Genomic DNA, 14954 nt, shown 5'->3' with positions numbered 1-14954 from the left:
GCCCTCGCTCTATCAGCTTCTCCCAACTCGCGAAAGTCCGGAGGAGAGACTCCCAGCCTCGTTCCTCCTGCCGGTCTCCCCCTTATTCTTTCAACGCTTCGGCAAGTCGAAGCGTCGTCCTCTCTTCATAAACCGTATCAAATTGTCCATCCATCGGACGCAGGATCACATCCTGCACAAACCAGTATTTCTCCTCCAAGTGCAGCAGCGGTTCCAGCGCCAGCAAGCCCAATGCCACTCCCGCCAACCAAGGCAGAAGCGTCAGGCCTGCGAGATGGGATGACAGCGCCCGTTGGCTCGATTGGCACACGGCGGCAAAGGCAAGCCAGAGAATCCAAAGCACCCCAAAGCCTCCCATCGATGCCACTGCTAGAAGAAATATCTCCCGTCGATTATCGATGTCGTCGACGTAGCGAATCCCACCGAACGCGATCATCGCAAGTCCGATCAATCCAGCCGCCACCCAGCCCAGTTTCACACCAATTCCACCGCCAATATCGAGAAAACCGGCGCGCTTGCTCCACCGCCAACGGACCGTCGCCACAAGCATTGCCAAACAAAAAAGCATCGCCGCAATCGTCTGCAGCAACCACGGAAGACCCTCATCCTGCGCAATCCCGAAGTCCCTCATTCCCAGCGGCGAGAGCCTAACAGCCAACCAACAGGCAAAAGGAACCAGAATCCCCAACGCCCCAACCCACCATTGGTCAACCCATCCGAACAAGGGCTTCACGCCCCGCGCCAAGCCACGCACCCACTTGGACCGCCGAATCACATCCAGGCCCACCAGCAGCACGAACAATGAAAACACCACCGCCCCCGCAATTGCAGCCAATCGCTCGGCAAAGGAGTACTCCGCCATCCTCAGGGCTTTGAACTCTCCGATATCTCCGATCAACAAGGTGTCTCCCACTCGATGCTCAAGGATCAGAGGAACCGCTTGTATGACCTCATCAGTCCAGGTCACACCGCTGGCGTGAACATCCGAGTAGACGGTGGAAAGCCGATCCCATTCCTTCAGCTCTGCATCAAAAGCCTCGTTTCCCGTATCAAAAATTCCGCTCCCCGCCTCATACTTCAGATGATCAATCAGAGGATTCTCCGCCCCATAGACGTAACTCCCCCGCCATTGGACAAGGGGATCCACACGGAAGGAAATCACCTTCCTCACCTCTCGAGAAAGTTGAAGTAAGCCTTCACGATTTTCCTTATCATGAAACAAGTCAGCCTCCGCCCGGATAAAATTAAATAGATTCAGAACGGAGCTCCGTTCATTGATCGCTGCACGTCGACAGTTGTGATTTATCATCATCGACACGAAATCCTCCGAATCAGGAAGCGCTTCGACTTGCTTCCGATACAAAAGGTTTGGCGCATCCGCTATCTCCGCACTCGCAACAATCTCTTTCCAGAGCGCCCTGGCTTCTTCCCACAAATCCCAGTCGCGCACGGTTCCGGTGTTCCTCCCCATGAGATCCTCAAAGGCTTTTCTGCTGTTCCGTGAAATCCGGAAATCCGCCCAATAAGGGGTGACTTCGATTCGCTCGACTTGTCCCAGAATCTCTGGCGGCAGCCGCTCCCATTCGTAATTCCTTTCCGTGAGCAGATTCCATACGTGCATCCGAAGCGCTCCCGCATCATCAGGAAACCGCTCCCTTATCGCAGCCGACTCGTCCGACGCCTTCTCAAAGCGCTCGGAATCCAGACCAATCGGCAAATCTGGAGATTCCTCACGCAACATCCTGACAAGCGGCCTGCCCGAAAGATCGATCGCTTCACCATATCGGTGACTGGAATCGAATTCCCCGGAGTCCTCCAGCATCAAGTAGCTCCGAAGATGCCGGAATCCAGTCAGCCCGAGGGAGAATAGTAACGTCAACAGCAGAATCGCCGTCCCGAATTTCTTCCAGCTCGCAGGCTTCCCCTTTTTTTCCAAAACTGCGAGCGGTTCTCCAATATCGATCGCTTCCACACCACCCATGCGGTGACTCAGTCTCGCCATCAGCTCTCCTTTGGCTTCCCCGCGCTGCTCCGGGTACGACTCAAGTTCACGAGTCGCCAGATCCAGAAAGCGTTCGACCTCGGGTGTCATGCTATTGGTCTATCAGCTTCGCCCGACGAGCGAAAGTCAATGGAGCGGCGTGTTATCACGCGCCACTCCCTCTAAATTCTCCAAGGCTCACGCATCGGCTGATTCACCAGAGCCGTCGCCTCAGGATCGTCAAAGGTCAGCGTCTTCGGGTCGAAATTGAGGTTTTTGTTCAAGCGGTGCGCGATGATTCCCAGATTCACGATCGTGCACGACCAGAAGCCATTCTCCTCATTCAGCGCGAACTTCTTCCTTGTCCGCACCGTCTCATGGAAATCCGTGATCACCGGCGGCAGCTTCGGCAACTCGCGAAGCTTCTTTTTCAGATCCGGAATGTTCGACTCGTAGTTCGTTCCGACCCAGCCCTTCGGCCCCTCGATGTACTTCGCCTGCTTATCCTTGTTCTCGCCATCGAGCACGATCTGACAGCCATCGGCATAGGTGAAGGTGATCCGTCTCCAGGTCCCCACTGCATCCGCATCCTGAGGATCCGCATCGATCTCCACCCGAACCGGACCCGTATCATCTTTCTCTAACAAATACTGAACCGGATCGAGGTAGTGCTGCCCCATGTCGCCAAGTCCGCCGCCATCGTAGTCCCAGTAACCCCGGAAGGTCTGGTGCACCCGATGGTGGTTGTATGGCTTGCGCGGTGCGGGTCCGAGCCAGGTATCGTAGTCCAATTCTTCAGGTATTGATTCCACTTCTAGATTCCTTTTCCCGACCCAGAAAAACTTCCAATTGAAGCCCGTCACCCCTGAAACCGTGATCTTCAGCGGCCATCCGAGAATCCGGCTCGAGGTGATCCGCTTCAGCAAATCCGTCCGCATCCCCGATCCATAGAGCGTTCCCTGAAAGCGGAACCAGGTGTTGAGACGCACCATGCGTTCATATTTCTCCGCCGCCTTCACCATGGCCGCCCCTTCGCCAATCGTCCGGCTCATCGGTTTCTCCGTCCACAGATCCTTGCCCGCTTTCATCGCATCGATCGCCATCTTCGCATGCCAGTGCGGCGGCGTGCAAATGTGCACGATGTCGATGTCCTTGCGCGCAATCAACTCACGGTAGTCCGAATAGGGCGTCACCGCATTTTTCTCCCCATCGCTGTCCTTCATGCGTCGGGCGAGGTGCTTCGAATCCACATCACAGAGCGCCATAAGTCGACCCGGCATCTCCAGATGCGAGGCACTGATGCCACCACAGCCGATGATCCCACGAGTCAGTTCTTCAGAAGGCGGCGTCTGCCCATTCAGACCAAGCACACGACTCGGAAGGATTTGGATGGTGGCCAGAGCAGCAAGACTCTTGATCGATTGTCTGCGGGTGATTGGGTTCATGGCAAGAGTCTCAGTATACGATCAGAAACGGGCGATCATTCATCGGTGGCGGTATCCGGCTTTGATCCGTCCCAGAACGCCACCAGAAAAAGCACCCCGACTCCCGCAGCCATCAGCGCCGGCAAGGTCCAGTAGGCTTTCCAATGAAGCGCTGCTTCCGACAGTGTCGCCGGATTCACGCCCTCGGGCATCGACACCGCGAACATCTTCCCGAGTTGACCGGCAAAGCTCAGGGTTTCCTCACCACGTGCCGCCGCGATCTCACCTGTTAGCTCCGCCGACGACTCCATCACCGGCCCCAGCTTCGCCGCCGCTACCTTGAATCCAATGTACATCCCAACTCCCTGAGTGAAGAACACCAGCATGCTCTGCGCCTGACTACGGATCTCCTTCGGTGCCGCTCGGTCCGTGTACATGAAACCCGTCACAAAGAAGAAATCGTAACAAATCCCGTGCAGCGCGATGCCCGCAAACATCATCCAAACCACCTGATTCGTCGCACCGTAGGCGAACATCAGGTAGCGCAAAACCCATGCAGCCATGCCGACCATGATCATCCATTTCACCCCGAGCTTCCGGAAAAAGAACGGCACCAGCAGCATGAAAAAGATCTCCGACATCTGGCCAATCGTCATCGCCGACACCGGTTGCTCGAAACCCATGTTCGCAAGAAAGCCCGAGGTGTTCGAATAATAGTAGGCCAGCGGAATGCAGATCAGTGTTGAGCACAGCATAAACACGAAGAAGGCCGGCTTCGCCAGCATCCGGAACGCATCCAGCATCAGCAGCGATCTCAGATTCACCGGAGTGCCTGCGGCCGGCGGCGGCGTGTTTGGCAGAGTAAAACAATAAACGCCAAGAACCAGCGAGGTGATTCCCGCCATCCAGAAGAGATTCAGATCCGCCGACCATTCAAGGAAGCCACCGACCAGCCCTGCGGAGATCCAGCCGATCGTCCCCCAGACCCGGACCTTCGGAAAAACCTCACGCGGCAGCTTGCTGAAAGCGATCGTATTTCCAAGACCAAGTGTCGGCATGTAGCAAAGCATGTGACCGATGAAGAGCCACACGACCTTCTTTCCCTCGCCCGCCTCCACTGCCGCCGGCACCATCATCATCAGCGCACCGCCTATCAGCAGCAGCACGCCCATGACTTTTTCCGATGAGAAAAAGCGATCCGCCACCAATCCGAGAAAGAGCGGCGCAATCATCGCCGCGATCGGCGCGCTGCCGTAGGCATCGCCAATGATGGGCGCCAGATCATTCCCACCAAGCACCAGGTAGAGCGTCACAAACCATGCACCCCAGATAAAAAACTGGAGAAACATCATCACCGACAATCGCGTCGCAAGAAGATCCGAGGTCCTGGCATCACTCATCAATCGGAGCCTGTGCCAGCGACCTTCCCCCGTCAATCCGCGCCAAGGTGTTCAGCCAGCGAATTTCTCCGACTTTCCCTGCCCATTCCGCTTTTCTAACAATTGACGGTGCGGCAAGGTTCAAGTGCTCCCGATGAAACGCCTCGTCCTCCTCTCACTCGCCCTCCTTTCCTGCAAGGAGCAGAGCAATGAAAGGAAACTGACCGAGCACGGAAAAAAGATCGTCAACCATCGGTCACTCCAAGAACTGGATCACAGCCCCGCAGTCGCTGAACCAGGCGAAGCGGAAGTTCCCCTTCCCAAGCCTGCACCCGAGCCAGAACCGGAGGTTCCGAAATCCCCCTACCTTCCAATAACCGGAAAAATCCACAAGCTCATCGAATCCAAGGGCACCTCGACTTCTTTCGAGCCCTACAAAGAGACCATCCCCCTCGCCGACCACGCCACTTTCGAAATGCTTCCCATCCCCGAGGCTGGATTCTGGATCGGGAAACACGAAGTCAGCTGGGAACTCTACCGCGCCTTTATGGAAAATGGACGGCCGCGCAACCTCGATGGCAGCATCAACCGCGACGGCGACCCCACCACCCTCGAAGCCCCCGAAATCCACGACGGTGAAACACTCGCCGACGTCGTCCCTCAACCGCCCCCACCCTTCCGTCCCCAGCATTTTGAAATGGGCGAGGGCTACGGTCCCGGCTGGCCGGCCATCGCCATGAGCCAGCACGCCGCGAGCAAGTTCTGCGAATGGCTCAGCGCCCAGACCGGCCACTACTACCGCCTCCCCACCGAGTCTGAGTGGAGACTCGCCTGCGGCGACGATCCCGATGAACTCGAAGACTTCGCCTGGACTTCTAACAATTCCAACTACTCCTACCAGAAAGTCGGCAGCAAGAAACCCAACGACTGGGGCCTCCACGACATGCTCGGCAACGTCGCCGAATGGTGCCTCCCCGACAATTTTCGGAGCACCGACTTTCTTGTCGATGGCCCTCCCCAGCAAGTCGCCCGAGGAGGCAGCTATCAGGACAAGATACCCTCTTCATCCACCCGCGCCCTTGCAACCCCTGCATGGAATGCAAGTGATCCCGCCAACCCGAAATCCATCTGGTATCTATCTAACAACCAGTGGGTTGGTTTCCGCATCGTCCGCCCCGTCGAGATCCCCGACCTGGAGACCATGCACGCCTCGTGGAACTCCCATTCCGAGACCGGCGACTAACAGCCCCTGGGTTCGTATCTTTTCCCCTGCGAACGCCTGCTGGAAGCATGGAAGCAAGCTTTGTTAGCAACTTCATTCAACTCCTGCCCGCAAATCCCGCGCCGACCACACCGTTCCGGCCAACTCACCCAGAGCCCCACGGGGTTTTCTCGCTCCATCCACCCGCCTCGACCCAAAGCGCTCCCGACACCCACGAAAGACCTCGTCCACGAACTCCCTTCCTCCGATCGCCACTCCATCCGTGAAATACCTCACGCGGTGACGGATCACTTTCGCAATCGCCATATCACTCCCGCGACTCTCCAAAGAAGCCAGCTCCTTCTCCACCCGCTCCGCCTTCATCCCTTTGCGCTTCACCTTCCCATCCAGCACAACCTCCACCGCTGCGCCTAACAACAGCGCCCGATACTCCTTCGCCAAGCCTCCCTGCGCCCAGGCCCTTGCCGTTCCCTCGTGTCCATCGCCAAGCTTCAAAGCCCTCACCAATCCCCCACGCGACCGCTTTCCACCCGCCACCGCCTCAGCATATCCGCTCCACCGATAATCCGCCGGATCCTCGCAAATCCCGGCCCTCACCGGATTCAAATCGATGTAGGCCGCCATCGTCCGCGACGCCACTCCATTCTCCACCATCACGCTCGTGAAGCGCTGCTCCCAAAGTCGCCCGGTCCGCTCATGCGCCTTGTTGAACCAGTGGCTGAAGCGCTGCAAGAGCACTTTCATGAACTCGCTCAAATCATGCATCCGGTAGCTGTAGGATTTTACTAAAGCCTCTTGTGCCACCTTGTTGCCTCGCTTCCTCAAATCCGCCAATTCCTCCGCCACTGCCGCCACCCGCCCTTTCGAATAAAGCGCCCGCAGCCGCTCCAGCAGCACCTCGTCCGGCAACCCCTCCTTCGGCATAGGAGGCACCTCAAGCATGATGTGAAAGTGGTTAGACATCACGCAGTAGGTCAGCACCCGGCAGCCCGTAAAATTCTCCGCCATGCGCATGAACATCCGGAACTTCTCCTTCTCCTCCGGCCCGAACGCAAAGCGCCGATCCACCACCCGCGACACCACATGATAGACGCTCGGCTTCTCCGCCGAGTCCTTCCAGGGACTGATCCACCGCTTCTGCGCCATACCAAGCGACACCTTGAGTCCCAAAAGACGTGACGTCAAAAGGATTCTGATAAAAGGTGTGTCCTTTTATTGAGAGTCGAAACGACTTGCTGGCTGCCGGAATCCTTTTCGAGAATGGTGCGGGCAGTGGTTTCCTCAGGCCCAATGTAAGCCTATTCATCCTCATGCCCGATCCCTCCGAAGCCGCCGAGGACTACTCGCAACAGCCCCGCACCTTCAGGTTGGAACTCGCGCGAGCTCTGCCAATGGGTTTCGTCGAGACCGCCTTCAGCACTTTCGCCGTCTTCATCGCGATTCGCATTTTCGAGCTTCCGACATGGATGAAGGCATCGATCATCGCCTCAGGCAGTGCCGGCCTCCTGCTCAGCCTGTTCATCGTCCAGTTCGTTCGCAGACACGGCTACTCGGTGAACAATATGGTCGCAGGGCTCTGGAGCATCACCACCATCGGCTTCGTCATTGCTGCGCTTTCCAGAACCAACGGCACCCTTTTCTTCGTCGGAAGCTGCCTTGCCTACCTGACCCTTGCATCTGCGTCCCCCCTGATGGCACAGATTTACCGCAAGCATTTCTCCAATGAGAACCGCGGCCACCTGTTCTCGCTCGCCGCCCTCGCCCGCGCCTGTGTCGGAGCTCTCTGCGGATGGCTCGGCGGTCTGTGGATCGAGACTCAGGGCTTTCCTCCGCTCTTTTCCGCCTATGCCATCGGCACACTCCTGATGGTGATTTGCGTCCGTTCGATGGCGCCCGTCTATCTCCGGAAATCGAATCGCATCCGATGGTTCGACGCCTTCAGCCATGTCCGTGAAAACGCTCCATTTAGAAAACTGCTGATCGTCTGGATGCTGTTAGGACTCGGGAATCTCATCGGCTGGTCGCTCTTCGTCGAATACATCAGTAACCCGAGATACGGCTTTGATTTCGAAGCCGACAAGGTCGGTCTGATCACCAGTACGATTCCGATGATTGCCTTCATCGTCTGCGTGGTTCCCTGGGGCTCCATCTTCGACCGCATGCCCTTCTATCGAGTGCGTGCCACGGTAAATCTTTTCTTTCTCGCCGGCATTCTCGTCTACTACCTCGGAGGAAACATGGCTGGCCTCTGTATCGGCATTGCCATCCACGGCATCGCCCGCGCCGGCGGCAACATCATATGGAGCCTTTGGACTACCCGCTTTGCTCCGGCTGACAAGGTCATCGAGTATCAAAGTGTCCACTCTTTCCTAACAGGAGTGCGCGGTGTTCTCGCGCCCTTGATCGCCTTCACCGCTGCCAACTACCTCGGCCCCCACTGGGTCGCCTGGGCCTCCGCCTTACTGATCATCATCGCCACCCTGATCACCTGGCCGGAGCTGAAAGCCGAGACGGCAAAGCAAGCTTCGTAAAGATTAGCTTCAACCCTCATGCGCCTGCTCATCTCCCTCTTCGCCCTCAGCCTCGCCTCCTGCGCCGCGCTGGAAACCGAAACTGCCGGGAACCCCGTCCGACTCCGCGATCATCAGATCACCGAGGCCAGCGGCCTCGCCGTCTCCCGTCGCGATCCCGAACTCCTCTGGGTGATCAACGACAGCGGCGCGGCAGCCATCGTTCACCTGACCGACACGCAGGGCATGGCTCGGGGATCTCTCACTCTGAAGGGCGTCAAGAACACCGATTGGGAAGACCTCGCCGCTTTCACTTTTGATGGAAAAGCGCAGCTTCTCATCGCCGACACCGGAGACAACAACGCGCGACGCGAGCACGTCACACTCCACATCATCGCCGAACCCCGACCCACCATGCCGGAAGCCCCCCTCGGTCTCAGTCTCAAGCCCGACTGGTCGATTCGCTTCCGCTATGAAGAGGGACCCCGCGATTGTGAAGGTGTCGCCATCGATTCTAACAGCCAAAGCATCCTTCTTGTCACCAAGCGCGACAAGCAGCCGGCCATCTATCAGCTTCCACTTCGCAAAAGCAAAGCTGGCGAGGTGCTCACAGCCAAACGCCTCGGACCGATCGCGCCACTCCTGCTTCCGGTCAGAACCCTGCCCCATCCTTACGCCACCCAGCCGACCGCCCTCGACATCTCCGCCGATGGCAGACTTGCCGCCGTCCTGACTTATCGTGGTGTTTATCTATTCCGACGTTTGCCGAAGGAATCATGGGCCCAGGCGTTCGCCAAAGCTCCAGAGGTTCTTGGAGCACACGGACTTTCCCAAGCCGAAGCCCTTGCCTTTTCTCCCGACGGTCACACGATCTTCGTCACTTCGGAAGGCAAGCGACCACGGCTTGTTTCGATGCCCATTCCGCGGCAGTGATGGAAGCTCAGCCTTTCGCCCGTTTCCTCAAGCCGGCCATTACTTCGCTTGCCAGCGGACCGAGCTTTCCGCGCCAGACTCCGGCAATCGCCAGGTCTGGAAAGCCCTTCAACTCCACGGCCTTCACTCCTTTCGGAAACTTCACCCCCGGGGCCGGCACGCTGACTCCGACGCCGAATCCTTCCGCCACATAAGCGTGCACGAGATCGATCGAGTTCACCTCGATCCGCGCCGGCCAGCGAATCCCCTTGCTGTTCAAGCCTTTCGCAAACAGGCGGGCAATCGCCGTATCCTCCGCCGTGCGCACGAGGGCGGCTTCTTCTGCCAGCGCCTTCAAGCCCGCCTTCGGCATCGCCAATCCCGGTGGCAACAGAAGCACCAAGGGCAGGGAAAGAAGCACCTCCGTCTTCATCCCCGACGGCGCACGACCTTCCAGCTCCGCCACCGCAAAGTCGACTTCCTCCTGCTCTAACAACTCAAAGATCCGGTTCTGTCCCGCATCGATCAAGCTCAGCTCCAGCTCCGGTTGCTCCTTTCGGATATCCGCCAGCACCTGCGGCAAATGATCGCGAATCACCGTCGCTGGAGCGGCCATGCGCAGATGCTTCGATGCCTTGCCGGCAATCCTTTCCGCCATCTGCGGCAGTGCCCCGAAAAACGGCGCAAGGAAATCGTAAAGCTCCCGCCCCGCCGGCGTCAGCGTGAAAGGCCGCCTTTGAAACAATCGCACCCCCAGCTCCGCCTCCAACTGCGCCACCTGCCCGCTGATCGCCGGTTGTTGGATCCCGTAGGGCATCGTCCGCACCGCCGCCGTGATTCCGCCCGCTCTCGCCACGTGATAAAACAGCTCAAGGTGATGCAGATTCGGGATCGGTTGAGGCATGCCGGCATCTTCTTCATGACGTCGCGCGATTTCGAGTTCAGAATGTGCCAGTTCATGGCCACCACCAAACAGATCATCATCGCCTTCGACGGCGACTGCCTGATGTGCAGCCGCGCGATCCGCTGGGTCGCCGATCGTGATCACGCCGACCTTATCCGCTTTACCCGCCTCCAGGATCCCATCGGCCAGCAGATGATCGCCGAATCCGGGTCGAAGCCCCTCGACTCCATGCTTGTCCTCAACGACGGCGAGGTTCTTTCCGGCTCCAGCGCCGTCATCGTCATTCTCGAAACCCTCGGTGGCTTTCTTAAAGTGCCCGCGATCTTGGGAAAGATGGTCCCACGCCCGCTGCGTGATGCGCTCTACAAGTTCATAGCCGTCCATCGCTACCAGTGGTTCGGCAAAAACGAGTCCTGCTCCATCCCCAGCGACGCCCTCAGGAAGAGACTGCTTTCCGCCGAATCAAGTACCACGGAATCGTGCCAAAACCCCGGGACCTGAAGCTTAGTCGACTTTGGAAGAAGGATCTCAAGCCTTCGGAAGAGGCCACTATTTCAAGCTGGCATTCATGCGCATGAATGCCGCGGAAGTCGCCCCAATCGAAAGGGCCGCCCGCCGATTGACGGTATTTCCCTCGCTCGACAAAATCTGATCACTGAATCCCTCCGGTGCACCGGGCTCACCCGGAGAGACCCAGCCTTCGAGACCAGTTGCTGCCTCAGCACCATAGCTTAGATCCGTTCTGGATGGATGGGTCGTGTAATGGATCACGAGCTGACCATCAATTTCCTCGGCGCGAGGAACCAAATGGCATGCCGGATCCATCGGGCTCAAACCCATGGCGTAAGCCATCACGTTTGCCACCCCATCATCATTTGCATCGCCCTCCGGGTTGTTGAGAATGCTGGAAGCCGGAAGGTCGAAAGCCGCTTCCTGGGCAGAGGCATAGGCGGCATAGGAATTCTGAACCGAAGCCTCAACCGCGAGCAGAGGACCAAAGGTGCCAGTCCGACCTGGAAACAACGGACGCGCCGCAAGGACAAAGTCTCCAGGCGATTCCGCCTCAAACTCAAAAGTCCCGTCCGCATCCACCGACGAAATCATCTCACCCGACAAGGTTGTGATGTCGGTGAACTGGATCGCGTCGACATACCATCCAATCGGCTGCCCGATCGGATAGCCGTAAATCGCCCCCGAAAGGAAGTCGAAGAGGAATCGCAAACGCACTTCCTTTCCTGAGAACTCCGACAATGAGACGCTCCGAAGCTGGAAGTCCACGTCCCCAAGCCCCTGCGATCCGGCCTGTGACCAAACCGTCGACCACGAGTTGCCTCCATCGTCCGAAACCTGCACCTTGGCGACTTCACCTTCCAAAGCATAGACCAGACGGCTCTGAAAAGATATCGCCCCTTCAGCACCTACCTTGAATCCGGCCTGATAGGTCAGTGCCCGGTCGCTGTAATCATCGTGGAACAGATGGTAACTACTAGACCCCTCATACTTCACATCCGTGGCCAGCATCGAAAATTCATCGGACCCGGTGGTGGTCACCCGACTGAGATCTTCCGCGGAATCATTGAGCGCAGGACTTTCGACGAGCTTTTGCCATTCGTAGGATGTTGCACCGGGAACCGGTGAGACCTGATAGACGGTTGGAATTCCCACGGCCGGTGCCGTCGTCCCGACAACCGCTGCAGCCGTATCCTCGAGCACCAGATCGACCTTCACATTTTCACCGCTCACGACCGCGCTCGCCTGGGATTGGATTCCCGGAGCAAGGAAAGTAAGCTCATAGGTCGCATTGCCTTCAGGAACAGGCACCGCGTAGCCACCCGAGGACGCTGTGATCCCGGAGTTTTCACTCCCTTCGACGAGCACCTCAACCCCTCCGATTCCTTCACCGGGATCATAGAAATCATTTTCGTTGATATCGGCATAGACCACACCGGTGATGAACACCATGCCCGCCGGTCCCAGGCCGAAATCCTGAGTGATTTGTTGCGGGCCGACAGCCCTACCACCTTCGGTAACCTTTGATCCATATGACACTCCCACCCCGACTTCTTTCAAATTGTCATAGTGGATTGAGATTCGGTGAGGTCGACCCAACTGCATGCCGCCGCTTCCTCCCTCTCCCCAGTCGATTTCAAACGAGGCGTGTCCATAGTCATTGGACTCCGATGAGTCGGTGATGTTTTCCACCACGAGATTATCGGTATAACCTGCAGCCTCACCCCTCAGGTTCCATGCCAATCCCGATCCATCAATGTGGGTTTGCTGACCGATGCTGAACATGTACTCCGAATGACCGCGGGCAACACTCGTCAAAATCGGATTGATCGCCAATGGCGGCTTCGGTGGAATCGCCGCCATTTCCGATTTGAATTGATCCAGCGAAACGCCGAAATAGGAGATCGCGTAGAGAATGGCCGGGTCTTCGGTCTCAGCGAGGAGGATTCCCTCAGCCTCGGGATTTGCTCGAGCCCTGTTGATCAACTCAACCAGATACTGTTCGTCCGCCGTCGGATCTCCAATGGAATAAACTTCCGCTTCAACACGCGGTAGCAGCACGAGCAAAAAGAGAGGAAGCAATTTGACCATGCTACAGTTCTGCCCCGTAAAGAAATTACGTCAAACTCATTCCTCAGAGGGCTCATTGCCCCGGAACCCACCATCACCGGAAAAATCATCACTAGTCCGCTGACTGTTAAAAAGATAACTCCGTTCCTGACAGTCGGCACAATTTTTTCACTCTTCAAGCACCCGCTTGGCAAAGCGCTTCACATACTCGCCGGCCTTCTTGTCAGCCATCACTTCTTTTGCCCACTTGCGGGGAACTTCATCAATCAGGCCCAGATTGTAGATGGCATTCGTCAGGTATAGCACGGATTCCGGACTAATATCTTTTCTCAACTCATCAAACATCGCTTTTGCCGCGACCTCCTTTTCCCCGGTTGAATAAAGCAATTGGGCGGTCATGATCCGGTTGAGGGACGTCTCATCCTCGAGCCCTTTTTCCGGATGCTCCATCAGCGGCTTACCCCGGAAAAGGCTGGCCTGAAGCACCCAGCTCCGGCTGATCGCATCTCCGGTTTTCGCAGCGGTGCTCAGCAATGTCTCAGCCGCAGCATCTCCCTTCTCACCTGAGAGAAAGGCAAGCGTCGCCACATCATCAATCTTGAATCCAGGACTCGCGACATAATCGGCGATCGTCCCCTCGCCCACCAGGTCCACCCACATGGGCTCGGGAACCAAGCCGGTGTCGCGCACTTCAATCATGGTGCCCTTCAAGCGAGACCGCATTGATGCGAGACGCTCTGCCTGGGCCGGGTCCTTCGCCAAATTCTCGATTTCCCATGGATCGGATTCGAGATCATACAGCTCTTCAACTTCCTGGGGTGCTTCCCACATCTGAGCATATTCCTTGCTCAGTTTTCCCTCCTGCCAGGCGTCCTGCCAGGCCACCCATGATGGCATCGAAAACTGATAGAAACTGTAAGGAGCCGCCGGCTTGTTGGGCGTGAAACGCCGAATGTATTTCCATCGACCGTCTGTTAGGCCGCGGCGCATGCCGTAGATTTCGTCAAAGCGGTCACCAAACAGAAACACCATGTCGTCCTTCGGAGCATCCTTGCGCTTTTCGCCGAGGAATGCACGACCCTGCATCTGCTCCGGAGTGTCCAGACCGATCAGAGAAAGCACCGTCGGAGCCAGATCCACAAAGGCCACCAATTCATCAACTACCTCACCTGATTTGAATGGTGAAAGATTCTGAAACTTCGCTGGCACGCGCACCATCATCGGCACCCTCACACCCGTCTCCTTGAGGTAACGTTTTCCCCGAGGGAGGATCCCGCCATGGTCGCTGTAATAGAAAACGATCGTGTCCTCCGCCAAGCCGGCGCTCTCAAGCTCATCGAGGAGCTCCCCGACTTTTCGGTCCATCAAGCTGATCCGATCGTGATATTTCGCGATATCGGACCGAACCTCCGGCAAGTCAGGGAGGTAGGGAGGAACCGTTACATCCTCTGGCTTCAAGCGGGTTGCATCCGACTGATTTTTCTTCGGAAACAAGGAACTCTCGTGAGTTTCCGTCAAATTGAAGACGGCGAAAAATGGCGCACCCTCAGGACGGGACTTGTAGTGGGCCTCGGGTGAGCAATCATCCCAGACCGCCCGATCATCGCCGCGAAAGTTGTAGTCCGTCTTGGTCTTGTTCGTGCAATAATAGCCGTTCTCGCGCAAATAGCTGACATAGGACCGATACTTGGAAGGAATGGGGTGGCGACTACGCATGTGCTCGGTGCCCTGCGTGACGGCGTAAGCTCCATTCAAGATGGTCGAGCGCGCCACAGCACAAACCGGTGCATTCGAGTAGCCATGTTGAAATCGGAAGCCCTCCTTTGCCAAGGCATCCAATCTTGGCGTTTGCGCGTCTTCATTCCCATAGCATCCCAACCAATGAGCTGAGTTATCCTCACTTGTGATCCAGAGGATGTTCGGTTTCACATCGCCACCCAGGGCAACACCGGTAAATAGAATAATCAGCGAGATCAGCTTCATGGCCATGTTCACAGCCACTACTTTCGCTACGGAGATGATCTTACAGCACGCTGATCGTG

At 57.1% G+C, this 14954-nt stretch carries 11 protein-coding genes; 4 read left to right on the top strand and 7 right to left on the bottom strand.

The window, feature by feature from the left end; genetic code table 11:
- Window positions 1–82: 82 nt before the first annotated feature.
- The 3 genes from ACFQY0_RS10255 to ACFQY0_RS10245 all read right to left on the bottom strand — a co-directional run bounded on the left by ACFQY0_RS10255 (window position 83) and on the right by ACFQY0_RS10245 (window position 4805).
- Window positions 83–2092, bottom strand: coding sequence for a hypothetical protein (locus ACFQY0_RS10255; protein ID WP_379711948.1), 2010 nt, complete (start codon window positions 2090–2092; stop codon window positions 83–85).
- Window positions 2093–2163: 71 nt separating this feature from the next.
- Window positions 2164–3426 carry a Gfo/Idh/MocA family oxidoreductase gene (locus tag ACFQY0_RS10250; protein WP_379711946.1) on the bottom strand — a complete coding sequence of 421 codons (1263 nt, stop codon included), beginning with the start codon at window positions 3424–3426 and terminating at the stop codon, window positions 2164–2166.
- Window positions 3427–3461: 35 nt separating this feature from the next.
- Entirely contained in the window at window positions 3462–4805 is a 1344-nt protein-coding gene (locus ACFQY0_RS10245) for an MFS transporter (RefSeq protein ID WP_379711944.1), read from the bottom strand.
- A gap of 133 nt (window positions 4806–4938) precedes the next feature.
- On the opposite strand from ACFQY0_RS10245, the gene ACFQY0_RS10240 reads away from it, so the two are divergent.
- Window positions 4939–6027: a formylglycine-generating enzyme family protein gene (locus ACFQY0_RS10240; RefSeq protein WP_379711942.1), complete on the top strand. Its 1089-nt coding sequence runs from the start codon at window positions 4939–4941 to the stop codon at window positions 6025–6027.
- Window positions 6028–6099: 72 nt separating this feature from the next.
- On the opposite strand, the gene ACFQY0_RS10235 is transcribed toward ACFQY0_RS10240, so the two are convergent.
- Window positions 6100–7191 (bottom strand): transposase, encoded by a 1092-nt coding sequence (locus ACFQY0_RS10235; protein WP_379711940.1) that lies wholly within the window; start codon window positions 7189–7191, stop codon window positions 6100–6102.
- Window positions 7192–7316: 125 nt separating this feature from the next.
- On the opposite strand from ACFQY0_RS10235, the gene ACFQY0_RS10230 reads away from it, so the two are divergent.
- Window positions 7317–8537 (top strand): MFS transporter, encoded by a 1221-nt coding sequence (locus ACFQY0_RS10230; protein ID WP_379711938.1) that lies wholly within the window; start codon window positions 7317–7319, stop codon window positions 8535–8537.
- A gap of 18 nt (window positions 8538–8555) precedes the next feature.
- Window positions 8556–9449, top strand: a complete 894-nt coding sequence (locus tag ACFQY0_RS10225) for a hypothetical protein (protein WP_379711936.1) — start codon at window positions 8556–8558, stop codon at window positions 9447–9449.
- Window positions 9450–9456: 7 nt separating this feature from the next.
- On the opposite strand, the gene ACFQY0_RS10220 is transcribed toward ACFQY0_RS10225, so the two are convergent.
- On the bottom strand, window positions 9457–10332 hold the full coding sequence (locus ACFQY0_RS10220) for a LysR family transcriptional regulator (RefSeq protein WP_379711934.1): 876 nt from the start codon (window positions 10330–10332) through the stop codon (window positions 9457–9459).
- Window positions 10333–10386: 54 nt separating this feature from the next.
- Between ACFQY0_RS10220 and ACFQY0_RS10215 the strand changes: the two genes are divergently transcribed.
- Entirely contained in the window at window positions 10387–10833 is a 447-nt protein-coding gene (locus tag ACFQY0_RS10215) for a thiol-disulfide oxidoreductase DCC family protein (RefSeq protein WP_379711932.1), read from the top strand.
- A 48-nt stretch (window positions 10834–10881) separates the two neighbouring features.
- Here the strand turns inward: ACFQY0_RS10215 and ACFQY0_RS10210 are convergent, their stop codons facing one another.
- Both ACFQY0_RS10210 and ACFQY0_RS10205 read right to left on the bottom strand, forming a co-directional pair.
- Window positions 10882–12933 carry a CAP domain-containing protein gene (locus ACFQY0_RS10210; RefSeq protein ID WP_379711930.1) on the bottom strand — a complete coding sequence of 684 codons (2052 nt, stop codon included), beginning with the start codon at window positions 12931–12933 and terminating at the stop codon, window positions 10882–10884.
- Between the two features lie 147 nt (window positions 12934–13080).
- Window positions 13081–14901: a sulfatase family protein gene (locus ACFQY0_RS10205; RefSeq protein ID WP_379711928.1), complete on the bottom strand. Its 1821-nt coding sequence runs from the start codon at window positions 14899–14901 to the stop codon at window positions 13081–13083.
- Between the last annotated feature and the right edge of the window lie 53 nt (window positions 14902–14954).

Source organism: Haloferula chungangensis, assembly GCF_042664875.1.
GTDB lineage: Bacteria > Verrucomicrobiota > Verrucomicrobiia > Verrucomicrobiales > Akkermansiaceae > Haloferula > Haloferula chungangensis.
Note: the sequence above shows the minus strand (reverse complement) of the source record. Positions and strands in the feature narration are given on the sequence as shown.

Bases quoted from the DNA above. Each gene is read 5' to 3' on its own strand.
- ACFQY0_RS10250 (WP_379711946.1), bottom strand. From the start codon at position 3,426: ATGAACCCAATCACCCGCAGACAATCGATCAAGAGTCTTGCTGCTCTG.
- ACFQY0_RS10255 (WP_379711948.1), bottom strand. From the start codon at position 2,092: ATGACACCCGAGGTCGAACGCTTTCTGGATCTGGCGACTCGTGAACTT.
- ACFQY0_RS10205 (WP_379711928.1), bottom strand. From the start codon at position 14,901: ATGGCCATGAAGCTGATCTCGCTGATTATTCTATTTACCGGTGTTGCC.
- ACFQY0_RS10210 (WP_379711930.1), bottom strand. From the start codon at position 12,933: ATGGTCAAATTGCTTCCTCTCTTTTTGCTCGTGCTGCTACCGCGTGTT.
- ACFQY0_RS10225 (WP_379711936.1), top strand. From the start codon at position 8,556: ATGCGCCTGCTCATCTCCCTCTTCGCCCTCAGCCTCGCCTCCTGCGCC.
- ACFQY0_RS10240 (WP_379711942.1), top strand. From the start codon at position 4,939: ATGAAACGCCTCGTCCTCCTCTCACTCGCCCTCCTTTCCTGCAAGGAG.
- ACFQY0_RS10245 (WP_379711944.1), bottom strand. From the start codon at position 4,805: ATGAGTGATGCCAGGACCTCGGATCTTCTTGCGACGCGATTGTCGGTG.
- ACFQY0_RS10215 (WP_379711932.1), top strand. From the start codon at position 10,387: ATGGCCACCACCAAACAGATCATCATCGCCTTCGACGGCGACTGCCTG.
- ACFQY0_RS10220 (WP_379711934.1), bottom strand. From the start codon at position 10,332: ATGCCTCAACCGATCCCGAATCTGCATCACCTTGAGCTGTTTTATCAC.
- ACFQY0_RS10230 (WP_379711938.1), top strand. From the start codon at position 7,317: ATGCCCGATCCCTCCGAAGCCGCCGAGGACTACTCGCAACAGCCCCGC.